The sequence below is a fragment of the Psychrobacter sp. Marseille-P5312 genome, from assembly GCF_900291405.1.
In the GTDB taxonomy this organism is placed as follows: Bacteria; Pseudomonadota; Gammaproteobacteria; order Pseudomonadales; family Moraxellaceae; genus Psychrobacter; species Psychrobacter celer.
Genome location: NZ_OLML01000001.1, coordinates 1,939,852 through 1,958,191, shown reverse-complemented (window position 1 = coordinate 1,958,191; position 18,340 = coordinate 1,939,852). Strand labels below are relative to the sequence as shown.

The window sequence follows — 18,340 nt, the reverse complement described above, 5'->3', positions numbered from 1 at the left end:
AACTACAGTTTATTTTGAAGTGAGTGAACATACCAAGGCATCGCTTTCTCAATACCTTGAATGATATCGAACTGTGGCTCATAGCCTAACACATTTTTGATCTTACTAATATTAGCCTGACTATGGCGCACGTCTCCTTCACGGAAATCTCGATAGACTGGTTCTTGAGTGTAGCTAACTCCATTAATACTTAAATGCTCTTTAAGTGCTGAAAACAGCGTATTAAGGGTAGTACGACCACCAACTGCTACATTATATACTTGGTTCTTGGCTTCTTCAGTAGCAGTCGCTGCCAAAATATTAGCTTGTACCGCATTTTCAATAAAGTTAAAGTCGCGGCTGGTATCACCATCGCCATTAATAAATACTTCATCACCTGCGATCATAGCAGCCGTCCATTTTGGTATTACCGCTGCATAGGCACCATCAGGTGTTTGTCGTTTACCAAAAATATTGAAATAACGCAGACCAATCGTTTTAAAGTTATAAGTACGTGCGAACACATCGGCATACAGCTCATTGACATATTTAGTCACCGCATAGGGTGATAACGGATTACCAATAGCATCTTCGACTTTTGGTAAAGCAGGATGATCGCCATACGTTGAGCTACTCGCCGCATAAGTAAAGCTAGCTACCGTAGCATCACGAGCTGCTACGAGCATATTTAAGTAGCCTGAGATATTGGTATCATTAGTATTGATAGGATCAGCGATAGAGCGCGGCACCGAACCCAATGCCGCCTGATGCAGTACGTAGTCTACGCCTATACATGCTGCCTGACAGTCATCTAGATTACGAATATCGCCTTCTATAAAGGTAAAGTTCTGCCACTGATCTTCATTTACCAAACCTTGTACTTCATCTAGATTATGCTGAAAGCCAGTCGCAAAATTATCTAGGCCTACTACTTTTTGATTTAGTAACAATAGCTCTTCTAGTAAGTTAGAGCCAATAAAGCCTGCGACCCCAGTAATCAGCCATGTCTTTGGTTCATTAATTAATACTTTTTGAACTTTTTCATATGCAGTTAACGTCATAACCATTACTTTCCGTATTTTTTATCAATTTATAAGCGGATATCAGCGTCTTCTTTAGTGAAAACATACTTTAAATCGTAAAGCACGTGTTCATTCTTTCCAAATGCTCTAATCTGATCTACACCCAGATCAACGAACTCATTATGAGCGACGGCTAAGATAATACCATCATAGTTATTTACAGCGGGCTTGCTGATAGGCGTCACATTATATTCACGCTCAGCTTCTGCTTTATCTACCCAAGGGTCATAAACGTCAACTTCGATATTATATTCTTCTAGCTCATGGACAATATCAATGACCTTGGTATTACGCACATCAGGGCAGTTTTCTTTGAAACTCAGCCCTAAGACCAATACTTTGGCACCTTCAACTTGAATACGCTTTTTAATCATGGTTTTGACCAAATGCGTGACCACATACTCACCCATGCTGTCATTCAAGCGACGACCAGCCAATATAATCTCTGGATTATAACCAATCGCTTGCGCTTTATGAGTCAAGTAATAAGGATCTACACCGATGCAGTGACCACCGACGAGACCTGGACGGAAAGGTAAGAAGTTCCACTTGGTACCGGCCGCTTCTAAGACTGCTTGGGTATCGATACCCATTTTATTAAAGATAACGGCTAACTCATTAATTAAGGCAATATTGACATCTCTTTGGGTGTTTTCAATCACCTTTGCCGCTTCCGCTACTTTAATGCTTGCTGCTTTATGAGTGCCGGCAGTAATAATTAAATTGTATACTTCATCCACAAAATCAGCGGCTTCAGGTGTTGAGCCTGCCGTTACTTTTAAAATATTGGTAACACGGTGTTCTTTATCACCCGGGTTAATACGTTCAGGACTATAACCGGCATAAAAATCTTGATTGAAGGTTAATCCAGAAACTTTTTCTAAAACCGGAATACAAACTTCTTCTGTGGCACCCGGATAGACGGTCGATTCATAAACCACAATATCGTCTTTTTTAAGTAGACTACCAATAGCTTCTGAAGCTTTAATTAAAGGCGTAAGATCGGGCTGTTTATAATCATCGATAGGCGTCGGTACCGTAACAATAAAAAAGTTACAATCTTTCAGCGCTTCAATATCGGAGCTATAATTCAAACGCGATGCTTGGGTCAGCTCTTCATCACTGACTTCTAAAGTATGATCCGTACCTGTACATAGGGCTGCTATACGACTGGCATTGATATCAAAGCCTATTACTGGTAGATGCTTACCAAACTCAACTGCTAAAGGCAGACCGACATAACCAAGACCGATCACTGCTATTTTAATCTCATTAATATTTATCATAGTGAATGGTTAACTAACCTCTTTAATAGTCTTATTTTCATTAAATGCTAATTCTTCAGCAGGAGTACCATCTTGATACCCTGCGACAAAATAGTGAAACTCTTGTTTAAGCCAATCAACATCATAGTTCTGCGCTCTTTGCGCAAGCTCGTTCAATGTCTTTTCTATATCCGCCAAAGGAAAGCTCGACTCCATCGCCTGCATGATCAGCGGATGGTCGGTATCTTCCACATTGTCATCACCGATTATGAGCTCCTCATAAAGCTTCTCGCCTGGGCGTAGTCCGGTATAGGTGATTTCGATATCACCATAAGGGTGCTCTTCATCTTTTACCTCAAAGCCGCTTAACTGAATCATACGGCGGGCGAGATCAACAATCTTTACTGGCGCGCCCATATCGAGCACAAACACTTCCCCACCTTTTGCCATTGCTCCTGCTTGAATGACTAAGTTTGCCGCTTCCGGTATCGTCATAAAGTAGCGTGTCACATCAGGATGAGTTACGGTTATCGGCTTACCCTGCGCGATTTGCTTGGTAAACACGGGCACTACTGAGCCTGATGAGCCGAGTACATTACCGAAGCGTACCATACTGATGAGGGTATGATTATTATTAGGGTTATTTTTTTGGCTCAGTGCTTGACAAACTAATTCCGCTAAACGCTTCGTCGCACCCATAACATTAGTAGGTCTTACCGCTTTATCAGTGGATATCAGGACAAAAGTCTCCACCTTGGCTTCGATTGCAGCGCGGGCACAGTGATACGTACCTTTACTGTTATTTATCGCACCTTCAAAAGGGTTATGCTCGACGATAGGCACATGCTTGTAGGCTGCCGCATGATAGACGGTCTGGATTTGGTGACGTTTAAGCACACGCAATAGATTGGCTTCATTAGTGACATTACCGATGACGGCGATGACTTCAATGCCTTGATAGATCTCTTTGCTGGTCACTCTAGCGATAAGCTCTTGATGAATACTGTAGAGCGCAAACTCAGATAGCTCGTAGAGTACCAAAACTTTGGGCTTATTTATGATGATTTGTCGGCACAGCTCACTACCGATAGAGCCACCAGCACCAGTGACTAGTACGCACTTACCAGTAATATTATATCGTAATAAGCGCTCATCAGGCTCGACCGTCTGCCGATCGAGTACATCTAAGATATCAACTTTGCGCATACTACTGACAGTGACTTTACCATCGACTATCTCTTCTAGGCTTGGTAGTTCTTTAATTTTAATAGAGATACCTTCTAGCTTATCGATGATCTGCCGCTTGCTAGCACGGCTGATAGAAGGAATAGCTAAAAACACTTGCGAGATATCGAGCTTAGATACGACTCTCACTAGCTCATCAGCACCATAGATGCGCTTGCCTAACACATAAGCACCAGTAAGCTGAACATCATCGTCAACAAAAGCCACGACATTATACTTATGAGAGTTTTTAAGACCCTCTAACAGCTCTTTACCTGCCTCACCTGCACCATAAATAATGACATTATCAGAGTCATCATTGAGCTGGCGCTGCGGCCGCTGACCTTGCCAACGTGCAAGCAGCTCGCGAATAGTTAAACGACTATTCCAAAGCCAAATAAAAAACAAAAACAAGTATAGAATAGGTACTGCACGTGGCATACCGGGTATCAGATCAAGATAAAGAGCCCCTTGAGCGATGACGATCAGCAATAAGAACAGTTGTAGTACTTTGCCCATCGCCGAATCAAAGAAACTACGGGCAACACCTTTATAAAAACCTATAAGGTATAAACCAATCACCGGGATTAATGCATAAAAGCATAGCGCAACTGGGCTAATATGATTGCCCATATAGCCATAGCGTGCTGCAATAGCGAAATACAAGCATACCGCTGACATCACAAAATCAGCCGTCATCAAGATAGCTTGCTTACTAGCGCGCGGTAGCGCTAATAGATACTCAGCAACCCGTTGCGACCAACTGGTCGCTTCTTGGTGCTGCTGAGTGCTAGTAGTCTTGGATTCTATCGACATAATGGACAACTATTTTATTTATAGGCTTAAATAATCAAGACTAACAAAAGTACAGTTAGTTATTATTACCATAAGCATAGCTATAGTGATAGCTGTATTTGCTCATGATGCCTTGCTGCACATCATTGAGAATGATGCCGTCTACTTGTATGTTAGATTTATTCATCTGATTAATAGCATAGACCAGCTGGCCTTCTATCGAGTCTTCATATCTGGTGACCATCAGTACCTTGTCCGCGTGCTGCGCTAGGACCATAGCATCTGATGCCGCCAGTACCGGCGGTGAGTCGATGATGATGTAATCATACTGTGTTTTTAGCTCATCCATCATCTGTCCTAGGTGCTCACTCACCAATAATGAAGCAGGATTATGAGGATGCTTGCCGCGTGGCATAAAGTCGATATGATCCATGGTAGTGGGATGAATAACGGCCGTTATATCTGTGCTAGGGTATTTAGATGCTGTTTCGATATGGTCATTCGCTTCAGAGCTGACCGTTTGGGCATTGGTGGTTGCTATACGGCCAGTATCTTGGCGACCAGTACCTTGCGATAAATAATCAGCGAGACCGTCATACTGCGTCATACCAAACATCTCATGCAGCTCACCTAGGCGCATATCTGCATCTATGACCAACACTTTTTTATTGAGCTGCGCAAACACCTCTGACAAATTGGCAGCAATAAACGACTTACCAACGCCTGGGCTTTCACCTGTGATAAGGATGACTTTGCCTTGCTGCTTGGTGCTGCTGTCTGTAGGCATCGCAAACATCAAACTGGTTCTTAAGCTTTTTATTGCCTCATAGCTCAGACTGTTATGATCGACATGCGCTAGCATCCGCTTGGCACTTTTTTTGTTTTTACTTAGTCTTGATAGCAGCGGTGAGTGCGGTATCGTCGCAATAACAGGCACACCTGTCTTGCTCTCTAAGCGCTCTGGGTCTTTGACCACGTTTTTTAACAGGTTTTTGAGCAGCACCAACATCGTACCGAGCATCGCGCCTAATAACATCGCCAGTATGATGATCTGTAACTTTTTGGGAGCGATGGGCTTAAAGGTGCTAATAGGCAAATCAATAATACGTGCAAAACCAATTTGACCAGCTTTTACTATTTTCAATTGCTCATAGTTTTTAAGCAAAGTGAGGTAAATCTCTCTGTTAATAGCCGTGTCTTCTGATAATTGCAAGAATTCTCGTTGTACTTCAGGTAGACCGGCGATAGTATTATCGATCTCTTGCTTCCGACTATTAAGTACGTCGAGTTGCTCATTGATTTGGATCACCAATGGATGATCTTCGGTATAATAAGTCGTGAGATCCGCTTTTTTAAGCTTTAATTCATTAAGCTGTGCGTCAATTTGCGAATTTTCACTTAATAATATACTTGCTTCTTGACCAACATCGATAGTTCCAGACTTTTCGCGAAATTTATTAAAAGTCCTTTCAGAATCCTCTAATTTCTTTTTTAGTGTTGGAATCTGAGTTTCCATAAACTGAATCGTTTTTGTGGTTTCTTGAGAGCCACGAGATTGGTTCTGATCGATATAAGATAAAACAATATGACTTAATACTAAAGTCACTTGCTGCTGACGTAAACCGGTCATTGACAACTGGATAATACCTGTCTGCTGACCCTTTTCTGTGACAGTAAGGGCACTATTAATGGCGTTGGTGGTATTTTGTAATGATTGCTTCGTGATACTAATAGGGTGGGCATTAACAGGAAGATCTGCAACCGTAATCTGAATCCGACCATTTGAGCCGCTGAATTGATGTGGTTGATTAAACTGACCTTTGAACTCATCGAAACCATTACTTAATATAAAACCTGTAGCAGATCTCGTTAATGTAAATGATTTATCTAGGTAAGCTTGCGATACATTAAATTGACTGATATAGGCTTGGCCATTTTCGGTTTCAATTGCGACTCCTTCAGGAGTGTTTATTTGGGTGCTCGTAACGTTGCTTTTTATTCGATCCAAATACCCGATCGTAGGGTCAGAAAGCCGAATGCGCAGATGTAATAAGTTGACGACGGGTTCTAATATCATCCGTGATCTTATGAGCTCAGCCTCTGTCTGCGCTTTACTCGCTTCTGACCCAATTAACTCTGAAATATCACTACCTAATGCTGCAATACCTTGAGAGCTTTCTTCAATTTGAATAAGTGCATCTGACTGAAAAGTAGGGTTGACGTACCTACTATATAAAATCCCTATTATCAAACCCAATACAGCAAAAAATACGATGACTTTCCAGCCACGCAAAATGGCAAACAGCAGCGCCATTAGATCAATATCGTCATCCTCTTGTCTAGAAGAAGGCTTTGATAAGTTTCTGGAATCTGTATTCATAACGGTATGTTCATCACTTAAGGTTATTCGTTTAAAGGCTAGGTAGTTAATAGTAGCTATTTAACTAATTTTATCTGCCCACTGTTCAAGACCATCAACGATATCTTGGTATGCAGTTTCGAAAGCAGTAATTTCATGCCTATAGGGGTCAGCAATATCATTATCTGTCCAATGACCTAACTTAAAGGTTTTACCACGACAAAACGGCCAGCGTTCTTCGATCCACTTAGTCTGACTATCTGACATAGTAAAAATAAGATCAGCCTTTTTTACTAATTTTTCGTCGATTTGTTTGGCTATATGGTCTGTAATATCTATCTGCTGTTCAGACATAATTTTGAGAGCAGATGAATCTGCAGGATGCCCAATTAGAGCTCCAACGCCTGCAGAGTCAATTACTTTGTTAGGATAACGCTCTTTTAATAAAGCTTCTGCCATTGGGCTACGGCAAATATTACCTACACAAACAACCAAAATATTATCAAACGCCATGCTTATCACTTCCTATAAAGTTGAAAAACTTCTGATTGCTGAAGTTGATGGTAACAAAGCACTGATAACACGGTTCCAGCGCGTCAGACCAGTTGGGTCGACATAGACAATATCATTAGGCAACATCTCAAACCGGCTAGTCAGTGGAAAGCTAGTGAGCGCCTGCATATCTACATAGTATATATTTGTACGCTGATATTCAGGTTGATCACGTACTACGTAGATCTTAGCCGCATTAGCCGTATTAGAATTCAGACCAGCTGACTCCCCAATCACCTGCGCTAAGCTCAACCCCTGGTCAACAATAGGTACAGGTGCAACTTTGCCAAACTCTCCCAAAACATACACTTTATTGATGTCTTCGCTACTGACACGAATAGAGTCACCATCTTGTACATAAATTTGATTGGCTGATAATCCCGCCTGCTGCAGAGACTGTAATCCCATACGATAATCAATACCATTTCTTCTCAATACAATACTGTTTGAGTTACCTTCTCTCGTCGTACCACCAGCCATAGATATTGCACTGTACAATGACACAGGTTTGTCAGCAATATTGAATTGACCAGGCTTGTTAACCTCACCATCGATAAAAAACTTATTGCCTCGATACTCAGCAACTTTCACTTGCGGATCTGCATACTTTAGGTAGCGTTGCAATCTTGAACTTAGGTTTGCGGTGAACTGTGGAACACTTAGCCCGCCAGCTTGTATACGACCTATCAACGGAAACTGTATAAACCCCTGCTGATCAACAGGATAACCAGATGCTCCTGCAGCATTAATATCAGGATAATCTACCAAAATAATACTTAATACATCAGAGGATGCAATACGGTAATTCATCCTATTAGACGATCGTACTAGGTCAGATAGGTTGGCACTCATTTGTGAGCGAGCGATTTGTTTAGGTGGCAATGTGGCGAGAGTCAATGGCAGTACATTGAAATTAATACCATTCTCTGCAGTAAAAGATCCACTGGGCGGTAACTGACCAGCTTGAAGCCCAGAATTGATGGTTGTAGTAGCACATCCATAGAGCATACTACTAGCTAACAAACACACTGCACTCAACAACTTAGTTGTCTGTCTCATATCAAAAAGCCTCTTCTATAGTCAAATTCACCTAAAAGTGTTATAAACTAATTATCAAACCCAATTGTTATTATAAAGACCATGACTTACTCACTAGATTTTCGCAAACAAGTACTAAAAAGCTTAGACGAGGGTATGACCTTTGCCGAGGCAGCTAAATTCTATAACCTCAGCCCAACCACCATACAAAACTGGAAGAGACGTGTTCATAGTAAAACAACCAGGCAAACCAAACCCTATAAAATACCAGATGACGTGCTACTTAATGATGTTAAAGAACATCCTGATGATTACCAGTATGAGCGAGCCCGTCGTTTGAACTGTAGTAAAACAGGCATTCATCATGCCCTAAAGCGCCTAGGCATCAGTCAAAAAAAAGACATTAGAGCATCCAAAAGCTTGCCCAATAAAAAGAGCGGTGTATCAGGGAAAGCTTGATAGCTTTAGGCAGCAAGGCTATCCCATCGTTTATATGGACGAAAGCGGCTTTGAGGCTGAAACCATTTGCTCTCATGGTTATGCACCGATTGGTAAGCCTTGTATCGATAGCTACAACTGGCAAGGTAAAAAGCGAACCAACGTTATTGGTGCTCTGTATGAAAAGATGCTGTTTGCGCTTGATTACTTTGAGACAAACATCAACAGCATCGTCTTCTATCACTGGTGCAAACACAAACTAATCCCAAGTCTTAAAACCAAATGCGTGATTGTGATGGATAACGCCAGATTTCATAAGAGCAAACGCATTCAAAAGCTACTAAACAGGCACGGGCATCGTATTCTTTGGTTGCCGCCGTACAGCCCAGACCTAAACCCTATCGAAAAGAAATGGGCTCAGGTGAAGTTTCTACGCCAAGGCTGGATGGAAAACGACTTATCCAAATTGTTTTATGATGTTTGTCCTAACCATAACAATTTTATTTTGAGCTGACTATATTACTGCAATCACATAAAACGACTAAAAACAGTTTTGTATTAATAAATTTGTATCGATGTTATTTTTTTACATCTTTCACAAAAATAATCGGCATCATAACATAAGTTATCTGTTATACAGTAATGTTCTTATTGATTGATACAAAAAGCTATTTTTAAACTAATTACTCCATGTAGCATATAAATTCTTTTTATCAATTACAACTAAATATATTACGTATATTGATAATTGATTGAATTTATACTAAATTCTTACACTGCTATGTTGCTGCATATGTACGGCTACCTAAAAGCTATTAAGCACTCCCAATGAAGAAATGCAGGATGTTGTTCAGGTTGGTTTGAGTACAGTTGCGAGGTGTATAAGTCAAAGAAATAAGTCAAAAAATACAGTATAAGCAGTCTTTTACTAGTATAATGCTGCTCACAGCAAACAATGCATTTTCTTACCTATTATCATTTATAATCTAGTATAAACAATTGTGAATCATTATACATTGAGAAATGTAAACCCACCGACTCAAGGACATTAAGATGAAAGATGAAAAATTACAAAAAGCACTCGCCCGTATGGGTCTTGGCTCACGCCGTCAGATGGAAGAAGTCATCAGATCAGGCCGTGTGTCTGTCAATAATGCGCCTGCAACCATTGGTGATCGCGTGCAGCAAGGCGATGAGATACGGGTAGATGGTCGTCAGATCAAATACAACGCTGAAAACGAAAAGCGCCGCCGCGTCTTGGCATACTACAAGCCTGAAGGGGAAGTTTGCTCGGCAAAAGACCCTGAGGGTCGTCCGACTGTGTTTGAGCGCCTACCAAAGCTGACCCACGATCGCTGGGTGATGGTTGGCCGTTTGGACATCAACTCAACCGGACTGTTATTGTTTACCAACGATGGCGAGATGGCCCATCGCTTGATGCACCCCTCAAGTGAAGTCACGCGTGAATATGCGGTACGTGTCTTGGGTGAGGTCACCCCTGATATCGCTCGCAACTTGACCGCTGGTGTCATGCTAGAGGACGGCATGGCGCAGTTTGAAGACATTAAAGAAGGCGGCGGTGAAGGCGTCAACAAGTGGTATCACGTCAAACTAAAAGAAGGCCGCAACCGCGAAGTGCGCCGTTTGTTTGAGTCGCAAGGCCTCAAGGTCAGCCGCCTATTGCGCACCCGCTATGGTACGATCTCACTGCCCAAAGAGCTGCGTACAGGCCGCTTCTTGGAGCTGGACAAAAAAGAGATCAACACCCTAACCGACTTAGTCAGCTTGCGCCCGCGTTATGGTACAGGTCTACACGGCGCGGCCAAAGAAAAGCAAGAACGTATCAAAAGCAAACCGCTCAAAGCGCGCCGTGCCGATAGTCGTAGCGATAAGTCGCACAGTAGCAAGCCGAAAAGCAGCGGCAGCCCTGCCAGTCGCGGCACTCGGCACACTCGTGGCCGCGGCGATAAACGTTAGTTTTATTGAGGCTTCATACATCTAGATCTTGACTTCCTCCCCTCCCTAAAGTGAGGGGATACCTACTAAAGACGGCCAAGCCCGACCGCGAGAATGTTTTTTGCTCCATTAACGTCACGTTGATGGGTCGTTTTACAAGAACGACAAAACCACTCTCTTATACCAAGACCTTCTCTACCTTTCGGACTGTCTTGGCGAGAGCCGCAACACGAGCAGGTTTGGGTGCTGTACGCTTCATTGACTTCGATATAGTGGCAACCTGCGTTCGCGCATTTGTAATCCAGTTGCCGCTTAATCTCAAACCAACCAGCGTCATAGACGGATTTGGCCAGTTTGGATGAAGTGAATGATGTTGATTTAATTTGACCAACAACGATTAGGCTGTTGGCTTTGACCAATTTATTGGTGAATTTATGGATCAAATCTTGACGGGTGTTTTTAATCTTGGCGTGAATCGCACGGACCCGATTTTTATTCTTGGCTCTTTGAGCAATGGCCAGTTTTTCGGCGTATTGATGGGTTAGCTTAGTGGTTAGAACATCACCATCACTACTGACTGCTGAATCTTTACAGCCCAAATCAATACCGACTTGGCCAGTGCCGCACTTAATCTTTGGAAATTCTTTAACGGTGATACAGGCATACCATCTGCCTCGTGCATCTTGTACCAACTCACAGGTGTTGATGCTGTAGAGCGAGAGGTTATAGCTATCCCACAGATCAATGATTAGTTTTTTGCCTTTAGCAAGGCTTAGCTGAATCGTAGATTTAAGGCTTTTCTTGCCTGATTGACGGGTTGAAAGGTGTTTTATGGCTGTCTTTTTAAAAGGAATCCAGCCCAAACTTCTTCTCTTAGCGTTTGGGTTGTTGGTGCGCCAGTTGAGTTTGGCTTTGTTAAACTGTTTTCGGCTTTTGGCATGGGTTTCAGAGATGGCTTGTAGGGTTTGGCTGTGCAAGTTTAAATACTCGCCACTGCCTTTGGTATAAGCGGCCAAGTCATAGGCTAAAAAGAATTTGCCTGTGCGCTGTAAATGTTTAAAACTTAGCTCATTAACGTAATTCCAGACAAAGTTAACCACCCCAGCTAAGATATTGAGCTGAGTGGCATGTTTGTCTTTGATGCGTAGCTTGAGCGTTTTCATGGAATAATTATGATCTCAATGCAGTTGGTTATCAAGGCATTCGCAATATTGTACGACAATGGCTGACGCCTGATATCTACGCCCTAGAAGGATGTGGTTTTACGGCGTTAGATGATAAAAAAGCTGCCTGTGAGAGATATCACAGGCAGCTTTTTTTGCGCCACTTGCTGTAGTTTTGCCCTACCCTTTAACGATCGTGGCTCTCGACATAGTTTTTCATCACGCGTAACGCTTGTAGATGCTGCGTCTGCGCTTGGTCCAATAACGCATCTAGACGCTGCTCGATATAGTCTAATACCTGCTGCAACAGCTCACTGGCTTCTGCTTTTTTTTCTGTTTGTGATAGGTCGGCGCTATCGATACTGACCAGATAATCATAACTGGCTAGTGTGTCAGGCAAGCGCGTGTACAGCAGCTTTTCTAACACAAACTGCGACTCGGTCACCGTCGGCGTCTTATCATTAGCCTGTTGTGTTTTTTGATAAGACTGATAGCGACTCACCTTATCGTCGATACGCTGCAGCTGGCGCAGCTGATCATTTGGTAAACGCTGTAGATGTTTTTTTTGTAAACGCAGATGCCGCCATGTGACCGCAGACAAGGACAAAGGCGCTTGATCATCTTGATATGTAAGCACGCCTGGGGTGATGCCGACGGCTTTATGCAGCGCTTGCCAGCCTTTTTTACCCAAATAAATGGTCGTGATGGTCGTCACGATACCGACACCAATGAGCACACTCATATATCTTACTCTTTTACCGTTATTGCGCTTAGCTTTTAATCTTTACCGTTTGATATCGTCAGCGCGCGCCTTTTTGGCCGCAGCACCAGCTGGGGTTTCAAGCGTTTGGATACCTGCCTCATCATCAGCACCGTCATCGAGGTTTTGTCCTTCATGACTGACAGCAGGCGTTCTAAAGCGTTTTTGTAGATAGCGATTGGTCGCGAGTAGCTTTTGCCCGTCTTGATGATAGGAGGCATTGAGCAAATCATCAAACTGCGCGTCAATGGTGGTGAGCACCTCAAGCAGCGCTTCTTTGCCTGTCACATTGGAATGCTTGATTTTGGTGGTATCAGCGCGCGCACCATCGCCCACATCTAAGTCATGCAAGCGCCGATAGTCCGCCACCGCCAGCGGCACATGTCTGTCCATGAGATTTTGAATCATGATATAGGTCTCATTGACAGTATCTTTGTCATCAATCTTACCGTCATTATTGGTATCACCATAAATGACGCGCAGCTTTTCGCCTTTTTCGTTGATCTGCGCCAGCATCGTCTTGATATCAGCCGGTAAGCTTTTTTCGGGGATATAGCCCAGCTGCGGCATCGCCTTATACTCCAGCATTTTGGGCGCGGTCATTTTTTTGATACCACGATATCCCAAGTACAACCCAGCCGCTGGTAGCACACCATACAATACAAACATGATAAACATCGCAGTCATTTGGGTCATTGGCTGATCCTTATTTTATGGCAAGTTTTTTGGCAGTTTTTTTTGGCAAAATGATTGGCAAGCACCGCGGTATCAATGAGAGCAGGTTCGCAGTCACAACCGCCGCCCTTAGCTTAGCTTTGCGTGCGGCTTTTGACATAGCGATGCGTGGAAGCAAGGCGGCTCATCACGGTGTTGTGCAATTCATCGAGCAGCTCATCAAGCTCGTAGTCAATCTCTAAAAACAAATCCGTCAGCATATCACCTGCGCTCATCTTACCTTGTGCTGCATGGTTTCTGGTACGGTGCGGGCTAAATCGTTGCAGCTGCTCATAATGATGCAGCGCCTCGGGGATACTCTCAGAAACCAGCTTATCGATGACGAACTGCCGCTCGTTATGCTGTTGCTGCTGCTCATCGTTGAGCTCTTGACTCCACTCACGGTAGCGCTTTAGCTTACCATTTATTCTATCGAGTATTGCCACCGCCTCGATAGGCATGGCGTTTAAGGTGGCTTCATCGACCACATCTACAAGCTCAGTCATAATCGGACAGCGTCCATGTTTGAGATACCATAAGGTATCAGGGTCAAAAGGGGGTCTGTTGTCTGGGCGCATTTGTGCATGATTGGCCAGATAGCGGTCGGTGAGCGGTGTGGCCGAACGCGCATCACTCACTTGCGCCAATGCCGCACAGATACGGTCGGCACGCTCAGGGGGCGTCAGCGTAGTACGCGGGTTTTTGCTATTGTCGTCATCTGCTTGCTCGCCGCCTTTGCTCTTTGTTTGGCCATCATAGTGGCTCGCTGTCTTTTGCGCCTGTAAGGCCGCTTGCGCTGGCAGATCGTCTTGGGCTTGCCCAAATGATTGTAGCATTCTTGTCAAACTTACCACCATGACCGATCTTACCTCTCTGTTATACACGCCTCTTGTTACATACCCATTTTACAGTAAGGGTCTTTGCTTTATTGCATCGGTGCAATCAATAGCGTATCTTAACAGCTTTTTGTGATGCTGCCAGTACGCAAAATGTCAGCGCCGCTGGCACTATCCGCCCCGCTCCACCACCGATTAAGCACTTAATTATGTATACCCCTGACTTTCTTTCTGGCTTCTTGCTTGGGCTATCGCTCATCATTGCGATAGGCTCGCAAAACGCCTTTGTACTCAAACAAGGACTAAAGCGCGAGCACATCTTTTTTGTCTGTTTGTTTTGTGCCCTTAGCGATGCCATCTTGATATCAGCAGGCGTCGGCGGCTTTGGCGCCGTGACAGCACGCTATCCGCACATCGTCGATGTCGCAAAATTCGCCGGTGTGGTGTTTTTGCTCGGTTATGGCCTACAAAGCCTATATGCCAGTGTGCGCCTATCACAGGCACTGACCGTCGAGGGTCAAGTGGTCAGCAGCCTAAAAAAAGCGCTGCTCCTGTGTTTTGGCTTTACATGGCTCAACCCGCACGTCTACTTAGATACATTGGTGCTCGTCGGCATGGTTTCAACAGGCGCTAGTAGCAAAGTGGTGTTTGCCGCTGGTGCCGTCAGCGCGTCTTTCTTTTTCTTTTTTGCGCTGGCCTATGGCGCGCGCTTACTCAAGCCGCTGTTTACCAAACCAAAAGCTTGGAATATTTTGGACGCTCTCGTCGGTATCTTGATGCTCTATCTGGCATGGCATTTGTATCACAGCTAATCATCAAAGCTAGTCACCAAAGATGGATGTCTCATCCTAAACAAAAAAACCAAACCCTCACTTGAAGGTTTGGTTTTTACAATAAACACTTATAGATAAAAACTGCTTATGAGGCTTTTTTGTGCTTTTTGGGCTGGACAAATGCCAAGTTTAAAAAGTGCTCAAGCGAGTCATCTAACACATCCAGCCACGGCTCTGGCAACTCAGGCGCTAGCGTGCCCGTCAGCGTCGAGCGGTAGGCCTTTTCTCTAAAGGTCATGATGTTCTCTGCTTTGTCCTTTTGCCACTGCTTTAGAATATCGCCTTGTTTTTCTACAGCAAACTCAGGATAATCCGTCGCATCGGTCAAGTCGCGAATGTAAGCGGCTTGAAAGTCGATGGAGTCGTCGACCGTGACGCATTTGGCATAGGTTTCCAGCCATTTTTGCTCGTCAGCCTCACGCGTTGCCAAATCCGGCAGCGCCATCTCACCCATGATGACATCACGCGCATACCACGCTTGGGCGTCAAACATATTAAAGGTAAAGTACTGATCTTGCATGCCTAAATAGATAAGCTTGGGATTGGGCTGCCAAAAAATACCTTTATAAAGGTTGGCAGGGTACAAGCAGTTATGCGTTTGCAAACGCAGCTCATCCGGCAAGAACGGGAAATGGAACAAGTAGCCGGTACACATAATGATGGCGTCAAAGCTCTGGCTGGTGCCATCAGCAAAATGCGCCACATCTCCTTCAAAATGCGTCACCAGTGGCACTTCTTTGATGCCCTCAGGCCACTCATAGCCAAGTGGCTGGCTGCGATAACTGATGGTTACTGATTTGGTGCCATACTTATAGCACTGCGTACCGATGTCTTCGGCGGAGTAACTGCTACCGACAAGTAAAATATCTTCGTTTTTAAACTCTAGGGCATCACGGAAGTCGTGAGCATGCAAGATGCGGCCAGGGAAGGCTTCGAGACCTTCAAAGTACGGCATGTTTGGCGTCGAAAAGTGCCCTGTCGCAACCACAACATAGTCAAACTCTTCGACTTCTTGTTCGTCGGTTTTATGGTTCATCACCGTGACGGTGAATTTTTGCGTGTCATCATCGAAAGCCACCCAGCGTACTGGGCATTCAAAGCGAATATATTTTTGAATGTCTTGTTTGTCGATACGGCCCATGATGTAGTCTTTTAGGACTTCACGCGGAGGGTATGAAGGGATAGGCTCACCAAAATGCTCATCAAACGAGTAGTCTGCAAACTCCAAGCATTCTTTTGGGCCATTTGACCATAGATAGCGGTACATACTGCCGTGGACGGGCTCACCATTTCTGTCTAGACCTGTGCGCCAGCTATAGTTCCACATACCGCCAATGGCGTTTTGTTTCTCATAACAAACTATCTCAGGTAAGTCTTTTACACCTGCCAAGCGCGCTGCTTCAAAGGCACGCAACTGCGCCAAACCACTTGGACCTGCTCCTAAAATAGCAATTCTTTTCTTACTCAAGATCAACTCCTGTCAAAAATAGTGAATCACTACTATAACATATTTTCATTAATGGAGTTTTTTGCCAGCGTCTTTGGTGATTGGTTACACAAGCGCACATGCTTTTAAGCGTCAGATAAGCGGTTATACTAAGGCAGGAAACAAGGTACGCAAGCCATTGACGATGATTTCGATAGATACTGCAGCCAAGAGCATGCCCATGATGCGGCTCATGATGTTTAGTCCAGTATCGCCCAGCAGCCGGCTGATACGGCCTGCCGCCATTAAGGCCAAATAGCAAAACAAGCTGATAAACAATCCAGCGATAAGAATGGCTGAGACTTGCAAAATCCCAGAGACTTGCGAAGAGTAAATGATGACGGTGGAGATACCGCCAGGACCGATCATCATCGGAATAGCGAGCGGCACAACAGCAGAGGCGGTACTTGGCGCGGAGTATTTGTCATACTCGACATCGAAGTTTTCTTGATCGGGTTTGACGGGGTTACCTTCCCCGTTCATCATGTTGAGCGCAATCAAAAACACCAAGATACCACCCGCCAACTGAAACGAGCCGATAGAAATACCCAGCAGCTTAAGCAAGGTCTCCCCTGCCACAGTAAAAAAGCTGATGGTAATAAAAATGGTCAAGCAAGCAACACGCGCCACTTTGCGCCGATTATTCATCGAATAACCGCGGGTCAAATCCAAAAACAACGTCAATGCGCTAAATGGATTGATCAGCACCAAAAAGGCTAAGATTATCTTGATTATTTCAGTGTTCACTCAGTCTCGCTTATCTGTTGCAGCAATGATGCTAAAGTCAGGTCATTACGGCACACAGCGATGACCTGTTAGGCGGCTAACCACCGCATAAGCGCCCATTGTAACATAGGCAGATAAGCCAATAAAATCATTAACTTTGCTTAATTTCCCGTATTATCACTGACCATAAAATCCAGACCGATATCGAGCGCGGTGGTACTGTGCGTCAGATAACCCATGGCAATGAAATCCACCCCTGCCTGGGCGACCGCTTGCACCGTCTCAGGGGTAATACCTCCTGAGGCTTCTGTCTTGGCGCGGCCTTGGCACATAGCCACCGCTTGCGCCAAAACATCAGGCGTCATATTGTCCAGTAATACCAAGCTTGCACCGGCATCGAGTGCCTGCGCTAACTGCGCTAAGGTGTCGACTTCTACCTCAATTGGAATCAGATGACCGGCAAAGTCTTGCGCTTGCTTGATGGCAGTTGCGATATCGCCTGCAATCGCAATATGATTGTCTTTGATCAAAATCGCATCGTCCAGCCCCAAGCGATGGTTGCGCCCGCCGCCGCAGCGTACAGCGTATTTTTGCACTGTCCGTAGGCCAGGAATGGTTTTGCGCGTACAGGTGATTTGCGCAGGGTATGCAGCCACACTATCGACGATCTGCCGTGTCGCGGTCGCAATACCGCTCAGATGCGTCATAAAATTGAGCGCGGTACGCTCAGCAGTGAGCAAATGACGCGCATTACCGCGCACGGTCGCCAGCACTGTCCCCGCCTCAACCCTCTCACCATCAGCGACCTGAGCGTCAAAACCAATCTGCGTATCGACCATATCAAAGGCCAATCGCGCCAAATCCATACCGCAGATAACGCCAGCCTGGCGCGCTTTGATCTGTAGCTGCGCTTGCATATCGGCTGGGATGGTTGCTTGTGAGGTGACATCGCCGCGCCTGCCTAAATCCTCTGTGAGAGCGGTCTCTATTAATGGGCGTAGCAACACCTCATTTAATGCTGGTTCTTGTTTGCCTGTCATCGGTTATCCTTATCGTTGCGCATTTGCCTGATAAATGTGCCATCGCCAGTGATAACACCACAAATAGCAATCATATCACTGGCATCACGGTCAT

At 44.6% G+C, this 18,340-nt stretch carries 17 protein-coding genes; 4 read left to right on the top strand and 13 right to left on the bottom strand.

Annotated elements, in window-relative coordinates; translation table 11 throughout:
- Window positions 1–2: 2 nt before the first annotated feature.
- Genes C6W44_RS08480 through C6W44_RS08455 form a run of 6 tightly spaced genes read right to left on the bottom strand, consistent with a single transcriptional unit; the run spans window position 3 to window position 8,315 of the window.
- Entirely contained in the window at window positions 3–1,046 is a 1,044-nt protein-coding gene (locus tag C6W44_RS08480) for an NAD-dependent epimerase/dehydratase family protein (protein WP_105244995.1), read from the bottom strand.
- Between the two features lie 23 nt (window positions 1,047–1,069).
- A complete protein-coding gene (gene tviB, locus C6W44_RS08475) occupies window positions 1,070–2,347 on the bottom strand; it encodes a Vi polysaccharide biosynthesis UDP-N-acetylglucosamine C-6 dehydrogenase TviB (protein WP_105244994.1) in 1,278 nt (425 codons plus the stop codon).
- A gap of 9 nt (window positions 2,348–2,356) precedes the next feature.
- On the bottom strand, window positions 2,357–4,366 hold the full coding sequence (locus C6W44_RS08470) for a polysaccharide biosynthesis protein (protein WP_105244993.1): 2,010 nt from the start codon (window positions 4,364–4,366) through the stop codon (window positions 2,357–2,359).
- A 55-nt stretch (window positions 4,367–4,421) separates the two neighbouring features.
- Complete coding sequence (locus tag C6W44_RS08465) at window positions 4,422–6,725, bottom strand: GNVR domain-containing protein (RefSeq protein WP_105244992.1); 2,304 nt, start codon at window positions 6,723–6,725, stop codon at window positions 4,422–4,424.
- Window positions 6,726–6,785: 60 nt separating this feature from the next.
- Window positions 6,786–7,217: a low molecular weight protein-tyrosine-phosphatase gene (locus tag C6W44_RS08460; protein WP_105244991.1), complete on the bottom strand. Its 432-nt coding sequence runs from the start codon at window positions 7,215–7,217 to the stop codon at window positions 6,786–6,788.
- A gap of 12 nt (window positions 7,218–7,229) precedes the next feature.
- Window positions 7,230–8,315, bottom strand: a complete 1,086-nt coding sequence (locus C6W44_RS08455; RefSeq protein ID WP_105244990.1) for a polysaccharide biosynthesis/export family protein — start codon at window positions 8,313–8,315, stop codon at window positions 7,230–7,232.
- An 81-nt stretch (window positions 8,316–8,396) separates the two neighbouring features.
- Here C6W44_RS08455 and C6W44_RS08450 point away from each other — a divergent pair, with 81 nt between their 5' ends.
- The 3 genes from C6W44_RS08450 (at window position 8,397) to rluB (ending at window position 10,709) form a co-directional block, all read left to right on the top strand.
- Complete coding sequence (locus C6W44_RS08450; protein ID WP_105244989.1) at window positions 8,397–8,753, top strand: IS630 transposase-related protein; 357 nt, start codon at window positions 8,397–8,399, stop codon at window positions 8,751–8,753.
- Entirely contained in the window at window positions 8,734–9,246 is a 513-nt protein-coding gene (locus tag C6W44_RS08445; protein WP_227526394.1) for an IS630 family transposase, read from the top strand. The genes C6W44_RS08450 and C6W44_RS08445 overlap by 20 nt, the downstream gene beginning before the upstream one ends.
- 539 nt (window positions 9,247–9,785) lie before the next feature.
- Window positions 9,786–10,709, top strand: coding sequence for a 23S rRNA pseudouridine(2605) synthase RluB (gene rluB / locus C6W44_RS08440; protein WP_075101486.1), 924 nt, complete (start codon window positions 9,786–9,788; stop codon window positions 10,707–10,709).
- Window positions 10,710–10,774: 65 nt separating this feature from the next.
- Here rluB and C6W44_RS08435 read toward each other — a convergent pair whose 3' ends face one another.
- The 4 genes from C6W44_RS08435 to C6W44_RS08420 form a co-directional block, all read right to left on the bottom strand.
- Window positions 10,775–11,851, bottom strand: coding sequence for an RNA-guided endonuclease InsQ/TnpB family protein (locus tag C6W44_RS08435; RefSeq protein WP_105244987.1), 1,077 nt, complete (start codon window positions 11,849–11,851; stop codon window positions 10,775–10,777).
- A 187-nt stretch (window positions 11,852–12,038) separates the two neighbouring features.
- Window positions 12,039–12,593: a hypothetical protein gene (locus C6W44_RS08430; protein ID WP_105244986.1), complete on the bottom strand. Its 555-nt coding sequence runs from the start codon at window positions 12,591–12,593 to the stop codon at window positions 12,039–12,041.
- 42 nt (window positions 12,594–12,635) lie between these two features.
- A complete protein-coding gene (locus C6W44_RS08425) occupies window positions 12,636–13,307 on the bottom strand; it encodes a hypothetical protein (RefSeq protein ID WP_227526393.1) in 672 nt (223 codons plus the stop codon).
- Window positions 13,308–13,420: 113 nt separating this feature from the next.
- Entirely contained in the window at window positions 13,421–14,161 is a 741-nt protein-coding gene (locus C6W44_RS08420; protein WP_105246583.1) for a hypothetical protein, read from the bottom strand.
- A gap of 209 nt (window positions 14,162–14,370) precedes the next feature.
- Here C6W44_RS08420 and C6W44_RS08415 point away from each other — a divergent pair, with 209 nt between their 5' ends.
- Window positions 14,371–14,973, top strand: a complete 603-nt coding sequence (locus C6W44_RS08415; RefSeq protein ID WP_105244985.1) for a LysE/ArgO family amino acid transporter — start codon at window positions 14,371–14,373, stop codon at window positions 14,971–14,973.
- A 106-nt stretch (window positions 14,974–15,079) separates the two neighbouring features.
- On the opposite strand, the gene C6W44_RS08410 is transcribed toward C6W44_RS08415, so the two are convergent.
- The 3 genes from C6W44_RS08410 to nadC all read right to left on the bottom strand — a co-directional run bounded on the left by C6W44_RS08410 (window position 15,080) and on the right by nadC (window position 18,246).
- A complete protein-coding gene (locus C6W44_RS08410; protein ID WP_105244984.1) occupies window positions 15,080–16,462 on the bottom strand; it encodes an NAD(P)-binding domain-containing protein in 1,383 nt (460 codons plus the stop codon).
- 123 nt (window positions 16,463–16,585) lie between these two features.
- Window positions 16,586–17,227: a MarC family protein gene (locus C6W44_RS08405; RefSeq protein ID WP_105244983.1), complete on the bottom strand. Its 642-nt coding sequence runs from the start codon at window positions 17,225–17,227 to the stop codon at window positions 16,586–16,588.
- 140 nt (window positions 17,228–17,367) lie between these two features.
- On the bottom strand, window positions 17,368–18,246 hold the full coding sequence (gene nadC / locus C6W44_RS08400) for a carboxylating nicotinate-nucleotide diphosphorylase (RefSeq protein WP_105244982.1): 879 nt from the start codon (window positions 18,244–18,246) through the stop codon (window positions 17,368–17,370).
- Window positions 18,247–18,340: the final 94 nt, after the last annotated feature.

Excerpts from the sequence above, each read along its gene's own strand:
- C6W44_RS08465 (WP_105244992.1), bottom strand. The coding sequence starts at position 6,725 with ATGAATACAGATTCCAGAAACTTATCAAAGCCTTCTTCTAGACAAGAG.
- C6W44_RS08425 (WP_227526393.1), bottom strand. The coding sequence starts at position 13,307 with ATGACCCAAATGACTGCGATGTTTATCATGTTTGTATTGTATGGTGTG.
- tviB (WP_105244994.1), bottom strand. The coding sequence starts at position 2,347 with ATGATAAATATTAATGAGATTAAAATAGCAGTGATCGGTCTTGGTTAT.
- C6W44_RS08420 (WP_105246583.1), bottom strand. The coding sequence starts at position 14,161 with ATGCTACAATCATTTGGGCAAGCCCAAGACGATCTGCCAGCGCAAGCG.
- C6W44_RS08430 (WP_105244986.1), bottom strand. The coding sequence starts at position 12,593 with ATGAGTGTGCTCATTGGTGTCGGTATCGTGACGACCATCACGACCATT.
- C6W44_RS08450 (WP_105244989.1), top strand. The coding sequence starts at position 8,397 with ATGACTTACTCACTAGATTTTCGCAAACAAGTACTAAAAAGCTTAGAC.
- C6W44_RS08480 (WP_105244995.1), bottom strand. The coding sequence starts at position 1,046 with ATGGTTATGACGTTAACTGCATATGAAAAAGTTCAAAAAGTATTAATT.
- C6W44_RS08455 (WP_105244990.1), bottom strand. The coding sequence starts at position 8,315 with ATGAGACAGACAACTAAGTTGTTGAGTGCAGTGTGTTTGTTAGCTAGT.
- rluB (WP_075101486.1), top strand. The coding sequence starts at position 9,786 with ATGAAAGATGAAAAATTACAAAAAGCACTCGCCCGTATGGGTCTTGGC.
- C6W44_RS08435 (WP_105244987.1), bottom strand. The coding sequence starts at position 11,851 with ATGAAAACGCTCAAGCTACGCATCAAAGACAAACATGCCACTCAGCTC.
- nadC (WP_105244982.1), bottom strand. The coding sequence starts at position 18,246 with ATGACAGGCAAACAAGAACCAGCATTAAATGAGGTGTTGCTACGCCCA.
- C6W44_RS08470 (WP_105244993.1), bottom strand. The coding sequence starts at position 4,366 with ATGTCGATAGAATCCAAGACTACTAGCACTCAGCAGCACCAAGAAGCG.
- C6W44_RS08460 (WP_105244991.1), bottom strand. The coding sequence starts at position 7,217 with ATGGCGTTTGATAATATTTTGGTTGTTTGTGTAGGTAATATTTGCCGT.
- C6W44_RS08415 (WP_105244985.1), top strand. The coding sequence starts at position 14,371 with ATGTATACCCCTGACTTTCTTTCTGGCTTCTTGCTTGGGCTATCGCTC.